Annotated in this window: 16 protein-coding genes; all 16 read right to left on the bottom strand. The window is 74.3% G+C overall.

Annotation, left to right across the window (positions count from 1 at the left end):
* Positions 1-5: 5 nt before the first annotated feature.
* Positions 6-281, bottom strand: coding sequence for a flagellar biosynthesis protein FliQ (gene fliQ / locus ACI792_RS01095; protein WP_456579337.1), 276 nt, complete (start codon positions 279-281; stop codon positions 6-8).
* A 2-nt stretch (positions 282-283) separates the two neighbouring features.
* The gene (gene fliP, locus ACI792_RS01090) at positions 284-1,117 is read right to left on the bottom strand and encodes a flagellar type III secretion system pore protein FliP (RefSeq protein WP_456600944.1); all 834 of its coding nucleotides are present in this window, start codon (positions 1,115-1,117) and stop codon (positions 284-286) included.
* Positions 1,114-1,542 carry a FliO/MopB family protein gene (locus ACI792_RS01085; protein WP_456600943.1) on the bottom strand — a complete coding sequence of 143 codons (429 nt, stop codon included), beginning with the start codon at positions 1,540-1,542 and terminating at the stop codon, positions 1,114-1,116. The genes fliP and ACI792_RS01085 overlap by 4 nt, the downstream gene beginning before the upstream one ends.
* 5 nt (positions 1,543-1,547) lie before the next feature.
* Complete coding sequence (fliN, locus tag ACI792_RS01080) at positions 1,548-2,288, bottom strand: flagellar motor switch protein FliN (RefSeq protein ID WP_456600942.1); 741 nt, start codon at positions 2,286-2,288, stop codon at positions 1,548-1,550.
* Positions 2,285-3,283 carry a flagellar motor switch protein FliM gene (locus tag ACI792_RS01075; protein ID WP_456579333.1) on the bottom strand — a complete coding sequence of 333 codons (999 nt, stop codon included), beginning with the start codon at positions 3,281-3,283 and terminating at the stop codon, positions 2,285-2,287. Before ACI792_RS01075 ends, fliN begins: the two co-directional genes overlap by 4 nt.
* Before the next feature lie 166 nt (positions 3,284-3,449).
* On the bottom strand, positions 3,450-3,923 hold the full coding sequence (locus ACI792_RS01070) for a flagellar basal body-associated FliL family protein (RefSeq protein WP_456600941.1): 474 nt from the start codon (positions 3,921-3,923) through the stop codon (positions 3,450-3,452).
* The gene (locus ACI792_RS01065; protein ID WP_456600940.1) at positions 3,920-4,822 is read right to left on the bottom strand and encodes a flagellar motor protein MotB; all 903 of its coding nucleotides are present in this window, start codon (positions 4,820-4,822) and stop codon (positions 3,920-3,922) included. The genes ACI792_RS01070 and ACI792_RS01065 overlap by 4 nt, the downstream gene beginning before the upstream one ends.
* A gap of 4 nt (positions 4,823-4,826) precedes the next feature.
* Entirely contained in the window at positions 4,827-5,597 is a 771-nt protein-coding gene (locus ACI792_RS01060; RefSeq protein WP_456600939.1) for a motility protein A, read from the bottom strand.
* Between the two features lie 3 nt (positions 5,598-5,600).
* Entirely contained in the window at positions 5,601-5,882 is a 282-nt protein-coding gene (locus ACI792_RS01055; protein WP_456600938.1) for a flagellar FlbD family protein, read from the bottom strand.
* A 385-nt stretch (positions 5,883-6,267) separates the two neighbouring features.
* Positions 6,268-7,512, bottom strand: coding sequence for a flagellar hook protein FlgE (locus ACI792_RS01050; RefSeq protein WP_456600937.1), 1,245 nt, complete (start codon positions 7,510-7,512; stop codon positions 6,268-6,270).
* 67 nt (positions 7,513-7,579) lie between these two features.
* Positions 7,580-8,002, bottom strand: coding sequence for a flagellar hook assembly protein FlgD (locus tag ACI792_RS01045; protein WP_456600936.1), 423 nt, complete (start codon positions 8,000-8,002; stop codon positions 7,580-7,582).
* A gap of 16 nt (positions 8,003-8,018) precedes the next feature.
* Positions 8,019-9,392, bottom strand: a complete 1,374-nt coding sequence (locus tag ACI792_RS01040) for a flagellar hook-length control protein FliK (protein WP_456600935.1) — start codon at positions 9,390-9,392, stop codon at positions 8,019-8,021.
* Positions 9,389-10,342 carry a transglycosylase SLT domain-containing protein gene (locus ACI792_RS01035; RefSeq protein ID WP_456600934.1) on the bottom strand — a complete coding sequence of 318 codons (954 nt, stop codon included), beginning with the start codon at positions 10,340-10,342 and terminating at the stop codon, positions 9,389-9,391. The genes ACI792_RS01040 and ACI792_RS01035 overlap by 4 nt, the downstream gene beginning before the upstream one ends.
* The gene (locus ACI792_RS01030) at positions 10,330-10,827 is read right to left on the bottom strand and encodes a flagellar FliJ family protein (protein WP_456600933.1); all 498 of its coding nucleotides are present in this window, start codon (positions 10,825-10,827) and stop codon (positions 10,330-10,332) included. Before ACI792_RS01030 ends, ACI792_RS01035 begins: the two co-directional genes overlap by 13 nt.
* A complete protein-coding gene (locus ACI792_RS01025; protein ID WP_456600932.1) occupies positions 10,824-12,134 on the bottom strand; it encodes a FliI/YscN family ATPase in 1,311 nt (436 codons plus the stop codon). Before ACI792_RS01025 ends, ACI792_RS01030 begins: the two co-directional genes overlap by 4 nt.
* Positions 12,131-12,901 (bottom strand): FliH/SctL family protein, encoded by a 771-nt coding sequence (locus ACI792_RS01020; RefSeq protein ID WP_456600931.1) that lies wholly within the window; start codon positions 12,899-12,901, stop codon positions 12,131-12,133. The genes ACI792_RS01025 and ACI792_RS01020 overlap by 4 nt, the downstream gene beginning before the upstream one ends.
* Positions 12,902-12,995: the final 94 nt, after the last annotated feature.

The raw sequence follows: 12,995 nt of genomic DNA, 5'->3' as shown, positions 1-12,995 counted from the left end.
GCCGGCTACGTCCGGTCGAGCAGTGCCGGCAGCTGGTCGAAGAGCGTGTGGGTGAAGGTGACCAGCTCGGAGAGCACCCAGTTGCCGGTGACCAGCATGGCGATCGCGACCGCGATCATCTTCGGGACGAAGGAGAGCGTGGCCTCCTGGATCTGGGTCGCCGCCTGGAACAGCGAGATCAGGAAGCCGACCAGCAGGGCGGTCAACAGGATCGGGGCGGCGACCTTGGCCGCCACCATCATGGTCTGGGCGGCGATCTCGGTGACGTCGGCGTCGCTCATCGCTACCCCGCCCCCACGTAGGAGCCCACGAGGGCCGTGGTGATCAGCGCCCAGCCGTCGACGACGACGAAGAGCAGCAGCTTGAACGGCAGCGACACGATGGTCGGCGGGACCATCATCATGCCGAGCGCCATGAGCGCGGCGCTGACGAGCATGTCGAGCACCAGGAACGGGATGAAGATGACCAGCCCGATGATGAAGGCGCTCTTCAGCTCCGACAGGACGAACGCCGGGATCAGCGTCGTCATGCTGACCTGCGTCGGATCCGCCGGGGCCTCCTCGCCGGAGAGCCCGATCATCAGCTTCAGCTCGTCCTCGCGGGTGTTCGCGAGCAGGAACTCGCGCAGCGGCACGACGCCGGCGTCGTAGGCCTGGGACACCGACATCGCGCCGTCCATGTACGGCTGGACGGCGATCTCGTTGATGTCGGAGAACACCGGGCCCATGACGAAGAGCGTCAGGAACAGCGCGATGCCGGTGAGCACCTGGTTCGGCGGCGAGGTCGCCATGCCGAGCGCGTTCCGGGTCAGCCCCAGCACCACGATGATCTTGGTGAACGAGGTGGCCAGCAGCAGCACCGACGGCGCGACCGACAGCACCGTGATCGCCAGGATCAGGGTGATCGAGCTGCTGGGGGAGCCGTCGCCGATGGAGATGTCCACGGCCCCGCCGACCTCGGGCGCCGTGGGCGCCGTCGGGGCGGTGGGCGCGGTCGGTGCGGCCGTGGCCGGGCCGGCGAGGACGACCGCCGCCACCGCGGCGACCAGCAGCGCCACCAGGACGACGAGCGCGCGGCCCCGCGTCCGGTGGCCCGGCAGGCGCACGGCGGCCGTCATGACCGGCGGACCGTGCGCTCGCGGAGCTCGTCGACCAGCGTGCCCCAGCCGTTCCGGTCGAGGACCGAGCCGGCGAGCACGCCGTCGGAGGAGCGTGCCGCCTGGGCCGGGATGGCCGGGGTCCCGGCGTCCGGCGCCGCTGCTGCCTTCGGCCGGGCCGGGGCACCGCGCTCGGCCAGGACGGCGTCGACGGCCTCGCCGTCGACCTCCGCGAGCAGGGTGACCTGCTCCTCGGTGGCCCCGATGACCAGGACGACGTCGGCGATGCGGACCACGTTCACCGAGCTGGCGCGGCCCAGCCGCTGGCGGGCGACGACCTGGATGAGGCCGTTCCCCTGGCCCAGGCCCTTCTTCTTCGCCAGCCGGGCGGCGAACCAGAGGACGCCGCCGATGAGGGCGAGGGACAGGAAGAGCCGGATGATCATCCACGTCATGAGGCCGCGGCCCCCAGCTCGGCGGCGTCGGTGACGATCTCGCTGATCCGCAGCCCGAAGTCCTCGTCGACGACGACGACCTCGCCGCGCGCGATGAGGGTGCCGTTGACGAGCAGGTCGGCGGGGGCGCTGGCGGCGCGGTCGAGCTCGACGACCTCGCCCGGGTGCAGCGAGAGCAGCTCCTGCACCGTCATGCGGGTCCGCCCGATCTCGACGGTGACCTCCATGGCGACGTGCCGCAGGAGCTCCAGGCTGCCGCGCTGCTCGCGGGCCGCGGGCAGCGTCACCTGGAGGGCGAGCGTGGCCTGGTGCTCGCCGTCGCCCATGAGGGGGACGGCGACGAACATGCCCTTGTCGCGCAGCCCGTCCAGGGCGGCGACCGGCTCCTCGGTGCGCTCCGAGGCGACCCGCACCCGGCCGAGCGTGGCCGCGGCGGCCTCGAGGGCCGGGCGGAGCGCCGCGGAGACGTCCATCTGGCCGACGGGGGAGTTCTGCAGCGCGTCGACGACGTCGCCGGAGACGACGAGCACGACGTCGCCGGAGACCTCACCGGACAGGCCGGCGGTGACGGCGAGGGCGGCCGTCGGCGGCAGCGGCACGGTGTCCGGGTCGCTGACGGGGGCGCCCGCGGTCAGCGCCGAGGTCGAGGGGACCAGGGCGGCGGCCGCGCGGGCGGCCGCGGCGACGACCGCCGTGACGGTCTGGGAGTCCTGCGAGTCGGTGCGGGGCGCGGTCATGCGGAGTCCTTCGCGGCGTGCGGGGCGTGCGGGGTGGGGACGATCGAGGCGGCGAGTCGGCGCCGGTGGTTGCTGGCGATCGCGTAGGCGAACGTCACGTCGTTGGTCGTGACCTCCAGCGGGCTGTCCCGCGGGTGGCGGAGCAGCAGCACGTCGTCGACGGCGAGGGAGAGCAGGTCGGAGGAGGAGACGGTGAGCGGCGCGAACCGGACGCTGACGTCCACCGGCACGAGGTTCAGCCGGTCGATCAGCGCCTCGCGGGCCCGTTGCCGCTTGCGCAGCGCGGACTCCGAGAGCTGCGGGGAGGCGGCGTTGTTGAGGGCCTGGGCGAAGGAGGAGAACGGCAGGACGACGGTCGCCTCGCCCTCGCGGCTGCCGACGGACATCGCGAAGCTCGCCACCATGACGGTGTCGGAGCCGGCGGCGGCCTGGGCGAGCTGCGGGTTGTACTCGCGGCCGGCGAGCACCGGCTGGATCTGGGTGACCGGCGCCAGCGAGACCGCGAACTCGTCGAGCAGCCGCTCCAGCAGGTGATTGGTGATGGTGGTCTCCATCGCCGTCATCGGCCGGTTCGGCTGCGCGGCGGCGCCGGAACCGCCGAGCATGTGGTCGACCATCGCCATGGCCATGTCGAGGGGGAAGGCCAGCAGGCCCTTCCCGGCGAGCGGCTCGAGGGTGAAGGTGGACATGAAGGTCGGGTTGGGCAGCGTCCCGACGTAGTCGTCGTAGGAGAACTGCTCGATCCCCCCGAGCTCCAGGCGCGCACCGGCGCGCAGGAACGTCGTCAGGATCGTCGTCGCCTGCCGGGCGAAGCCCTCCTGCGCGATCTGCATGACCCGCACGTGCTCGCGGGAGAGCTTGGTCGGGCGCCGGAAGTCGTAGGTGCGTGGCTCACCGCGGCGGCTACGGGTGCTCGCGACGGCCGGGGCCGGCGCGGGGGCGGGGGCCGGGGCCGGCGCGGCGGCCGGGGCCGGTCCGGTCTCGGGGGTGGTCACGCATGACCTCATCGGCGGGGACCGGCAGCACCCTGACCGGGTCCCGAGGGGGGTCCGAGCCGGCCGGGGAGCGTGGGACCGGTGGTGCGGGTGGTGCGCGGCAGGGGTGCCCTCCGGACTCGGAGGACACCCCTGCGTGGTCGCGTGTGCGCTGGTCGGGCGGGCGTTACTGCGTCACGTACTCCGTGTAGTAGATGCCCATGACCATCGGGACGCCGTCCTCGGTGTACGCCTCGATGATCTTCTTCTCCAGGGACGCCTTCAGCGCGTCCCGGGCACCGGTCACGTCGGTCGGGTTCGCCTGCGAGAAGGTGGAGATGATCGCGTCGTAGGCCTTGGCGCCGTCGACCCCGCCACCGCCGTGGCCGCCGGCGGCGGCCTCGGCCGTGTAGTCCAGCGTGATGCCGATCTTCAGGTACCCGCCGCCGGCGAGGTTGACCGCGATCGGCTCGAGCGCGGTGTAGCCACCGTGCTCCGGAGCCGCGGCCTCCGCCTCGCCCGATCCGGCGAACAGGAAGAAGTAGGCGGCGCCGGCCCCGGCGAGCAGCACGACGGCCAGCATCAGGACGAGCTTCTTCTTCCCGCCCGCGCCCTGGGTCTCCTCACCGTCGGCGGGGGCGGTCTTGTCCTTCTTGCTCATTCGGTCACTCCTCGGTGGGCGGCGTCGAGGCCGGGCAGGAGGGCGTTGGCCTCCGCCGACGCGGTGGACAGGACGACGACGTCGACCCGTCGGTTGACGGTCAGGGCGGTGGGGTCGGACTCGGGCACCAGCGGCCGGGTCGACGAGTAGCCGGTGGCCTGCAGGCGCGGCTGCGGGACCCCGTCGGCGGCCAGGTACCGGACGACCGTGGTGGCGCGGGTCGCGGACAGCTCCCAGTTGGACGGCCACGGACCGCCGGTGGTGACGGGGAGGTGGTTGGCGTGGCCCTCGACCCCGAGCTGGTTCGGCAGCTCGGCGAGGGTGGGGGCGACCGCGCTCAGGATGGCGCGGCCCTCCGGCCGGAGGACGGCCTCCTCGGCGTCGAAGAGCACCTGGTCGGCCACGATGTGCACCACCAGGCCGCGCTCGTCGATCTCGTAGCGGGCGGCCCCGGCGTAACCGGCCTCGGCGAGCGCGGCCTCGATCCGGTCGCGCGCGGCGGCGAGCTCGTCGTAGGCGGCCTTCGCCTCGGCGGCGATGCGCTCGGCCCGTTCCGCTGCGGCCTGGGCGGCGGCCTTGTCCACCTGGGCCTGCTGCACGGTGGGGTCGGGCGGGATGGCCGAGGCCAGGTCGACCACCCCGGGCAGCCCGTCGAGCACCGAGCCCTCGGGGGTCGCGCTGGTCTGCACGCTGACAGGGGTGCCGAAGGCGTTCGCCATGCCCTTGGCCAGGGCGGCGAACTTCTGCTCGTCCACCTTGCTCATCGCGAACAGCACCACGAACAGCACGAACAGCAACGTCATCATGTCGAAGCCGGACACCAGCCACCGCTCGTGGTTCTCGTGCTCCTCGTGCTCCTCGTGCTTCTTGCCGCGGCGGCGGCCGTGACCGCTGCTCACGGGGTCACGCCGCTTCCTTGGCGACCGAGCCCGGCGGCACGAGCGAGGTCAGCTTGAGGCGGACGGCGCGCGGGCTGGTGCCGGCCTGGATCTCGGCGATGCCCTCGACCAGCAGCTCCATCTGCGCGGCCTGGAGCTCGCTGACGCGCAGGATCTTGGCGCCCATGGGGAGGAACCAGAAGTTGGCGGCCATGACGCCCCAGAGCGTGGCGATGAACGCCGCGGCGACCATCGGGCCGAGCGTCTCCGGGTTGTTCAGGTTCCCCATGACGTTCATCAGGCCGACGATGCAGCCCAGGATGCCGATGGTCGGCGCGTAGCCGCCCATGTTGTTCATGAACTTGGCGGCGACCTTGTCCTCAGCCTTCTTGGCCGCGATCTCGCTCTCCAGGACGGCACGCAGCTCCTCGGGGTCGGTGCCGTCGATGCCCATCTGCAGGCCGCGCTTGAGGAACGGGTCCTCGATCTGCTTGACCTGCGCCTCGAGCGCGAGCAGGCCCTCCTTGCGGGCCTTCTCGGCGAGGCTGACCAGGGTCTGGATCTGGTCGGTCGGCGGCGGCACCTTCGCCGGCATCACGGCCATCTTGAACCAGCTGCCGACCTTCTTGAGGTCGTCCATCGTCTGGCTGGCCGCCGCCGCGCCGAAGGTGGCGATGACGACCAGGACGATCGCCGGCAGGAAGATCAGCGAGGTGGGGTCGGCGCCTTCGAGGATCATGAAGAAGACCAGGGCGACGATCGAGATGGCGAACCCGATCAGGGTGGCCGGATCCACGGATCAGCGCTCCTCTCGGGTCGGGAAGGGGACGACGGACGAGTCGCCGACCGGCTGCTCGGGGACGTGCGGCCGGTAAGCGCCCCGGTCCATCTCGTAGGAGAGGGCCAGGATCCCGGCGCGGTACTCGCGGATCTCCTGCAGCACCTCGGCCACGCTCTCGCGCACCACGTACTTCGTGCCGTCCACCAGGAAGGCGACCGTGTCGGGGTGGCCCTCGACCTTCTCGATCAGGTCGGGGTTCAGCGCGAACTCGTCGCCGTTCAGGCGCGTCACTCGGATCACGGGTCGGTCCTCTTGCTCGGTGGGGGTCGGTGGGGCGTGAACACGGTCCGGGCGGGAACGGCACTCCTGTCTTCGGCCCCGGACGGGGGCTCCTTGAGCCGAAGGTGCTGGCGGGGGACCTGTGACGGACGGCCCGGCCACCCTTTCGGGTGACCGGGCCGTCGCGGGTGGTGATGTGCTGGACGGCCCCCTCCAGGGGCCCGCCACGAGTGCGCCAGGAGATGTCCGGCCGCTCCGGGGAGGGTGGAGCCGCGTGCGCGCGCGGCTCGACCCTGCCCGGCCCGGCTCGAGCCGGGTGCCACCGACGTGTGGCGGGCCGCAGCACGGCGGCCGCTCGTGGCGATCGGGACGTCACGCCCCGGCAGACACCACGCCGCACACCTCATCAGCGCTTGAGGTTCACCAGGTCCTGGAGGATCTCGTCGGACGCCGTGATGACCCGGCTGTTGGCCTGGAAGCCGCGCTGGGCGACGATCAGCCCGGTGAACTCCTCGCTGAGGTCCACGTTCGACATCTCCAGCGCGCCCGAGCTGAGCACCCCCCGGCCGCCCTGCCCGGCCTGGCCGATCATCGCCACACCGGAGTTGTCGCCCACGCGGAAGGCGGAGTTGCCGGCCTTCTCCAGCCCGCTGGGGTTGTTGAAGGAGGCCATCGCCAGCTGCCCCAGCGCCTGGCGCAGTCCGTTGGAGTAGACGCCGGTGATCGTCCCGTCGTTGCCGAGGCTGAACGACTGCAGGGAGCCCAGGGCGAAGCCGTCGGGCTTGGGGGCCGCGAGGGTGTTGGCGCCACCGAACTGGGTGAGGTCCGGCAGGGCGATCGTGACGTCGATGTCCCAGCTGGCGTACTTGACGGGGTCCAGCGTCGCCGGGTTGAACGAGGGCAACTCGTACGGGTCGGCTGCCGGGGTCAGCTCTCCCGCCGCGTCGAAGGCGATGTCGGTGGGTGGCAGGAAGACGTCGCCGTTGGCGTGGACGACGCTGACCCGCCAGTTGTTGTCGCTCATCTTCTGGATGTTGTAGGCGACCTTCTGCATGACCCCCTGGCTGTCGTACATGTCGGCGCCGACCTGGAAAGTGGTGCCGTCGACGACGTCGGAAGGCAGGTTGCCCACGATGCTGCCGGCCGTCGTCGGCTTCGGGTCGACGATCTGGCCGTAGGGCACGACCAGGTCCTGGACCGGGCCGTTCGCGTTCACGACGCCGTTCGCGTCGGCCACCCAGCCCTGCAGGATGGAGCCGTCGGGGGTGACCAGCTTGCCGCTGGCGTCGAAGTCGAAGGAGCCCGCCCGGGTGAACAGCTGCTGCCCGCCCGCGCCCTCGACGACGAAGAACCCGTCGCCCTCGATCATGAAGTCGGTCGAGCGCCCGGTGGACTGCGCCGCACCGTTGGTCCAGTTGGTGGTGATCCCGGCGAGCTTCACGCCCAGACCGATCTGCGCCGGGTTCGTGCCACCGCGGTCGGCCGCCGGCTGACCACCGGCCCGCACGACCTGGGAGAGCGTGTCCTGGAAGACGGTCGCGCTGCTCTTGAAGCCGACGGTGTTGACGTTGGCGATGTTGTTGCCGGTGACGTCCATCTTGGTCTGGTGGGCACGCAGGCCGGAGATGGCGGAGAACATGGAGCGGAGCATCGGGGGGTTCCCTCCGGGTGGGGGCTCGGGTGGGGGAGCGCGGTTCGGCGCGGGGTCTGGGTGGGCGTCAGCGCGTGCCGACGTCGGTGATCCGGCCCACGGGCACGGCGACGCCGCCGATGGTGGCCTCGGCCTCGGACTTGTCGGTGGCCAGGCGGACCGAGCTGACGACGCCGGTCTTCGAGGCGCCGGTCGAGTCGGTGTACGTGACCGTCTGGCCGACCATCGCCCCGGCGCTGCTGGAGCGCTGCAGGGCCAGCATCGAGGCGTTCTGCTTGGCGATCTCCTCGAGCTTCTCCACCTGGCTGAACGTGGCCGTCTGGGCCATCAGCTGGTTGGTGTCGGCCGGGTTGCCCGGGTCCTGGTACTTCATTTGGGCGACCAGCAGCTTGAGGAAGGTGTCCTTCCCCATCTGGTCACCGCGGTCGACGGCGGTCGTGGCGGAGTACGTCGCGGTCGCCCCGGTGGTGGCGCTGACTGCGTCCGGCATGGTCGGCTCCTCGCTCTCAGACGCGCACGTCCACGCCGGACGACGTGGATCGGTTCTGGAGGGCGGCACGCCCCTCTCCGGTATCGGCAGGGCGACCACCGGGTCGTGACCACTCGCCGGCCGGGTGCTGCCGTCCGCCCCGGCTCTCTGTGTCCTGCCGGGCCTGCTGCTCGGCGGCGTGCCGGGAGAGCCAGGAGCCGCCCGCGTCGGCGTCCACCTCGACCCGCGACGGGCTGAGCCCGGCGGCCTCCAGGTCACGGCGGAGCTCGGGAAGGGCGTCCAGCAGGGCCGCGCGGCCGAGCTCGTGGGCGCCGCGCAGGGTCAGGTCGAGCACGCCCTCGGCCACGGTGACCTGCAGCTGCACCGGCCCGAGGGTCTCGGGGGTGAGCACGAGGGTCATCGTGTGGGAGCCGGTGCCGGCGCCGCTCAGGACCGCCACCTGGCGGGAGACCTGGCCGGAGACAGGCAGGGCGGCACCGTCGCCGGTGACGGGGGCGCTCACCGGTGCGGTGGCTGCGACGGGCGCGGGGCCGGTGGCTCCGGTGACCGCTGGGAGGCCCTCGGCATCCGGGGCGGGAACCGCGGCGGCGGTCGGCTCCGCCCCGGCCGCGGGGTCGCCGGCACCGGGCTGCTGCCCGGGCGCTCCGGCGACCGGCAGACCGGGGGTGGCGGTCGCGGCGGTCGCCGTCGTGGCAGCGTGGGTGGACGGCGCCGGGGTCGGGTGCTCCGCGGCCGGTCGCGACGGCGCGGGGGAGCCGGCGACGACGGCGAGCCCCGGTGCGCCGGCGTGCCCGGTGGCCCGCCCGCGCGCCGCCCCGTCGCCGACGACGGCGGTGACCTCCACGGCCCGGGCCGAGGCCGTGGCCGGCAAGTCGGGGCCGGGTCGCCCGGTGGGCGGGCTGCCGGGCACCGGTGCGCCGGCAACGACCGGGAGGACGGCACCGGGCACGGGTGCGGCTCCGTCCGGGTCCGTCGCCACGGGCACCGGCAGGGCCTGCGCGGCGGTGGCCCCGGCTGCCCCGGGGGCGGTGGCCGCCGCGGTGTCCGGAGAGCCTGCGGCGACCGCGGGGCCAGCCGGGCCGGCGGCGCCTGCGGCCGTCTGCGTGGCGGCCTCGCCCCGGACCAGCGCCCACACGGCGGCGGCCACGGTCACCGCGGCGGTGTCCACGACCGGCGCGGCGACCGGTTCCTCGGCGGGGACGGTCTCCTCGCCCGGGGTCTCGCCGGAGGGCTGCTCCCGGCCCTCGGCGCCGGCGTCGCGCACACCGTCGGCCAGCGCGCCGTCGAGGGCGGAGGCGAACGGTGCCGCGCTCTCGCCCGCCCCGCCGGTGGAAGACGCGGCGGACGCGGCACGCGCAGCCGGAGCGGCAGTGGTCACGGGTGCGGTCATCGGTAGGCCTCCGCCTTGCTCATCACGGACCGGACGTAGTTCTGGGTCTCCGGGTAGGGCGGGATGCCGCCGTAGCGGCTCACCGTCCCCGGCCCGGCGTTGTAGGCCGCCAGCGCGAGCTCCGTGGTGCCGAACTGCCGGGTCAGCGAGCTCAGGTAGCGGGCCGCGCCGTCGATGGCCGAGGACGGGTCCAGCGCGTCGACGCCGAGCCCCTTCGCCGTCGCAGGCATGAACTGCATGAGGCCCTGGGCGCCGGCCGGGGAGACGGCCGAGGTGTCGAAGCCGGACTCCTGCTTGGCGACCGCGGCCAGCAGCGAGGCCTCCACGCCGTGCCTGCTGGCCGCCCGCTGGAACAGGTCCGCGTAGGGGACGCCGGCCAGCGCCCCCGCGGCCGTCGGGACGGAGGGGGAGACGGCGGCCTCCGGCAGCACCCTGCGGATCACCGTCGGGTTGCCGACCGCCTGGACCTTCACCGTCTCCCCGGCCTGGGGCGCGGCGACCATCTGGCCGTTGCCCAGGTAGATGCCCACGTGGTCGATGCCCGCGCGGGAGGAGGAGTGGTCGAAGAAGACCAGGTCGCCGGGGCGCGCGGAGGCGAGCGAGGCGACGGCCTTGCCGGCGGTCGCCTGCTGGGAGGAGGTGCGCGGCAGGTCGATCCCCAGGTTGCCGAACACGAGCTTGGTGAAGCCGGAGCAGTCGAGGCCCGTGCGGGGGTCGGTGCCGCCCCACAGGTAGGGGACGCCGAGGTACTTCTGGGCCTCGGCGACCACCGCGCTCTCCGAGGCGGTGGCGGTGGCGGAGGTCGCCGCGCCGGCCGCGGTGCTGCCGGTGAGGCCGGCGGCGCCGGCGGCGGACGCCCACGCCGCGGACGACGACGTCCGCGGGACCGCCGGCTGGAAGCGGGCCTGGATCTCGGCGATCCGGGACTGCACCGCGCTCACCCCGTCCATGCCGTCCCCCTCCCCGTGTCCGTCTCCGCGTCGTCGGCTGCCTCCGAGGCGGTGTCCGTGGCCGCGACCCGGCCGGCGCGGCCGGTGACCAGGTCGTCCACGGCCCGCACCTCGGCGGCGTCCGCGGCCTGCTGCTCGGCCAGCCGGTACCGCTCGGCCAGCCGCTCGAGCGCCTTCGTCCGGCGCGCGGCGGCGGTCCACTCCGCGCGCACGGCCTCGGCCTGCTCGGCCTGCGCCGTGGCGAGCGAGCGGGCGTCGGCGGCGTCGGTCGCCGCCGTCCGCAGCAGCACCATGGCCGCCACGAAAGAGCCGGCCGGCAGTGAGGGCGGGAGCAGGGCACCGGCCAGCGCCGTCTCCTGCTCGGTGGCCCGCCGGGCGGCCTCGCCGGCGGCGTTCGCCGCGGCGGCTGCGGCGGCGGCCGCGGCTCGCTCCTCGGTGCGACGCAGCTCGAGGACCGGCTGCAGCCGGAACGCCGCGCGCTTCACGCGCCCCTCACGATGCGCTGCAGCCAGGCCCACGCCTCCGGCGCCGGCGTCGACTCCCCGAGCGGCTGCTGCAGGAAGGCGTCGATCTGGGGCGCGAGCAGGCGGGCCCGGTCCACCATCGGGTCGCTGCCGGCCTGGTAGGCGCCGATCTCGATCAGCTCGCCCACGTCCCGCAGGGCACCCATGAGCCGGCGGATCTCGCGGGCGTCGGCCATCTGCGCAGGAGGCACCACGGCGCCTGCGACGCGGGAGATCGACTCCAGGACGTCGATGGCGGGGAAGTGCCCGGCCGTGGCCAGTGTGCGGGTGAGCACGACGTGCCCGTCGAGGATGGAGCGCGCCGTGTCGGCGATCGGCTCGTTGTGGTCGTCACCCTCGACGAGCACCGTGTACAGCCCGGTGATCGACCCGACCGCGCCGGTGCCGGCCTTCTCCAGGAGCTGCGGCATCATCGCGAAGACGCTCGGGGGGTAGCCCCGCGTGGCCGGCGGCTCGCCCGCGGAGAGGCCGACCTCGCGCTGCGCCATGGCTGTGCGGGTGATGGAGTCCATGAGCAGCAGGACGTCGCGGCCCTGGTCGCGGAAAGCCTCCGCGATGCGGGTGGCGACGAAGGCGGCCTTGAGGCGCACGAGCGGCGGCTCGTCGGAGGTGGCCACCACGACGACCGTGCGGGCCAGGCCCTCGGGGCCGAGGTTCTCCTCGATGAACTCGCGCACCTCGCGGCCGCGCTCGCCGATGAGGCCGATGACGCGCACGTCGGCGTCGGTGCCGCGGGTGATCTGGGCGAGCAGGCTGGACTTGCCGACGCCGGAGCCGGCGAAGATGCCCAGGCGCTGGCCCTTGCCGCAGGGGACGAGGGTGTCCAGCGCGCGGACGCCGAAGGTGAGCGGCTCCGCGACGCGGGCGCGCGAGAGGGCGTGCGGCGTCTCGGTCTCCAGGTCGACCCACGACACGCGGCCGTCCAGGGCGGGGCCGCCGTCCACGGGGCGGCCGAGACCGTCGAGGACGCGGCCGAGCAGCGCCTCGCCCACCGGGACCTGCAGGGGGCGGCCGGTGGCGCGCACCGCCGCGCCGGCGTGCACGCCGGACAGCCCGCCCAGCGGCATGCAGGTGAGCCGGTCGCGGCCCACCGCCACCACCTCGGCCAGCAGCGGTCGGCCGGTGGGGTCGACCTCGACCAGGTCGCCCACGGCCGCGGTGACGCCGTCGACGCTCAGGGTCAGCCCCATCGCGCCGGTCACCACCCCGGTCACCTGGGGGCGGGCCGCCGCGCGGGCGCGCTCCAGGACGCTCGACGGGACGGTCATGTCCCGAGCACCGCCTGCACCCGCTGCAGCGCCGTGCCCAGCTGCGCGTCGATCCGCCGGGGGCCGGACTCGGCGATCGCGCCGGCCCGCTCCACCGACGGGTCGGCGACCACCCGGACGCTGCCGGGCAGCCCTTCGAGCGCCTCGGCGGGCACCTCGGCGAGGTCGTCGGGGTGCAGCCGCACGACCGCCGGGGCGTCGGCGGGGCAGAAGGTCAGGGCCCGGCGCACCGCGTCCATGACCGGGTCGCTGGTCAGGGCGAGCTCCCGGCCGAGGAGGTCCTCGACGAGGGTGAGCGCGGTGCCGAGGATCGAGTCGCGGATGTCGTCGGCCACCGGCTGGGCGGTCGCCTCCAGCTGCCGGACGGCGGCGTCGAGCGCGGCGGTCGCCGAGACGAGCCGGCGCTCCCACCGGGCCCGCACCTCGGCCAGGCGCGCCTGGGCGTCCCGCTCGGCCTCGGCGACGACGGCCTCCGCGGCCAGCAGGCCTTCGGCGTGACCGGCGGCGTAACCCTCGGTGCGCGCCTGCGCCCGCAGCCGGGTCAGCTCCTCGGCGTAGACGTCGCCGAGGCGGAAGGAGGGCCGGCTCCCGGCGACCGGCTGGTCCTCGGCCCGGCGCACGGTGCTCCGCCGCTCGACGGGCGAGGGCTGGACCGGGACGGCGGGGGAGGCGGCCGCCGGGGCGGCCGCGACCGGTGCCGTGGGGAGGGGGGCGCCGCCCGTCCGCGCAGCCGGGACGGTGGCCACGCCGGCACGGTGCTCGGCCATGACCTCCCGGTAGGGGCGGGCCTGCGCGGCGGAGCCGCCGCGCAGGACCGCGCCCTCCCGGGGCGGCCGGTGACCGGCCTCGGACCCTGCCCAT

It is taken from the genome of Blastococcus sp. SYSU DS0669 (genome assembly GCF_054050895.1).
This window is presented reverse-complemented; position numbering and strand designations above follow the sequence as displayed.

Coding starts and splice junctions, on each gene's coding strand:
- fliQ (WP_456579337.1), bottom strand. CDS start 281: ATGAGCGACGCCGACGTCACCGAGATCGCCGCCCAGACCATGATGGTG.
- fliP (WP_456600944.1), bottom strand. CDS start 1,117: ATGACGGCCGCCGTGCGCCTGCCGGGCCACCGGACGCGGGGCCGCGCG.
- ACI792_RS01085 (WP_456600943.1), bottom strand. CDS start 1,542: ATGATCATCCGGCTCTTCCTGTCCCTCGCCCTCATCGGCGGCGTCCTC.
- fliN (WP_456600942.1), bottom strand. CDS start 2,288: ATGACCGCGCCCCGCACCGACTCGCAGGACTCCCAGACCGTCACGGCG.
- ACI792_RS01070 (WP_456600941.1), bottom strand. CDS start 3,923: ATGAGCAAGAAGGACAAGACCGCCCCCGCCGACGGTGAGGAGACCCAG.
- ACI792_RS01050 (WP_456600937.1), bottom strand. CDS start 7,512: ATGCTCCGCTCCATGTTCTCCGCCATCTCCGGCCTGCGTGCCCACCAG.
- ACI792_RS01045 (WP_456600936.1), bottom strand. CDS start 8,002: ATGCCGGACGCAGTCAGCGCCACCACCGGGGCGACCGCGACGTACTCC.
- ACI792_RS01040 (WP_456600935.1), bottom strand. CDS start 9,392: ATGACCGCACCCGTGACCACTGCCGCTCCGGCTGCGCGTGCCGCGTCC.
- ACI792_RS01035 (WP_456600934.1), bottom strand. CDS start 10,342: ATGGACGGGGTGAGCGCGGTGCAGTCCCGGATCGCCGAGATCCAGGCC.
- ACI792_RS01025 (WP_456600932.1), bottom strand. CDS start 12,134: ATGACCGTCCCGTCGAGCGTCCTGGAGCGCGCCCGCGCGGCGGCCCGC.
- ACI792_RS01020 (WP_456600931.1), bottom strand. CDS start 12,901: ATGGCCGAGCACCGTGCCGGCGTGGCCACCGTCCCGGCTGCGCGGACG.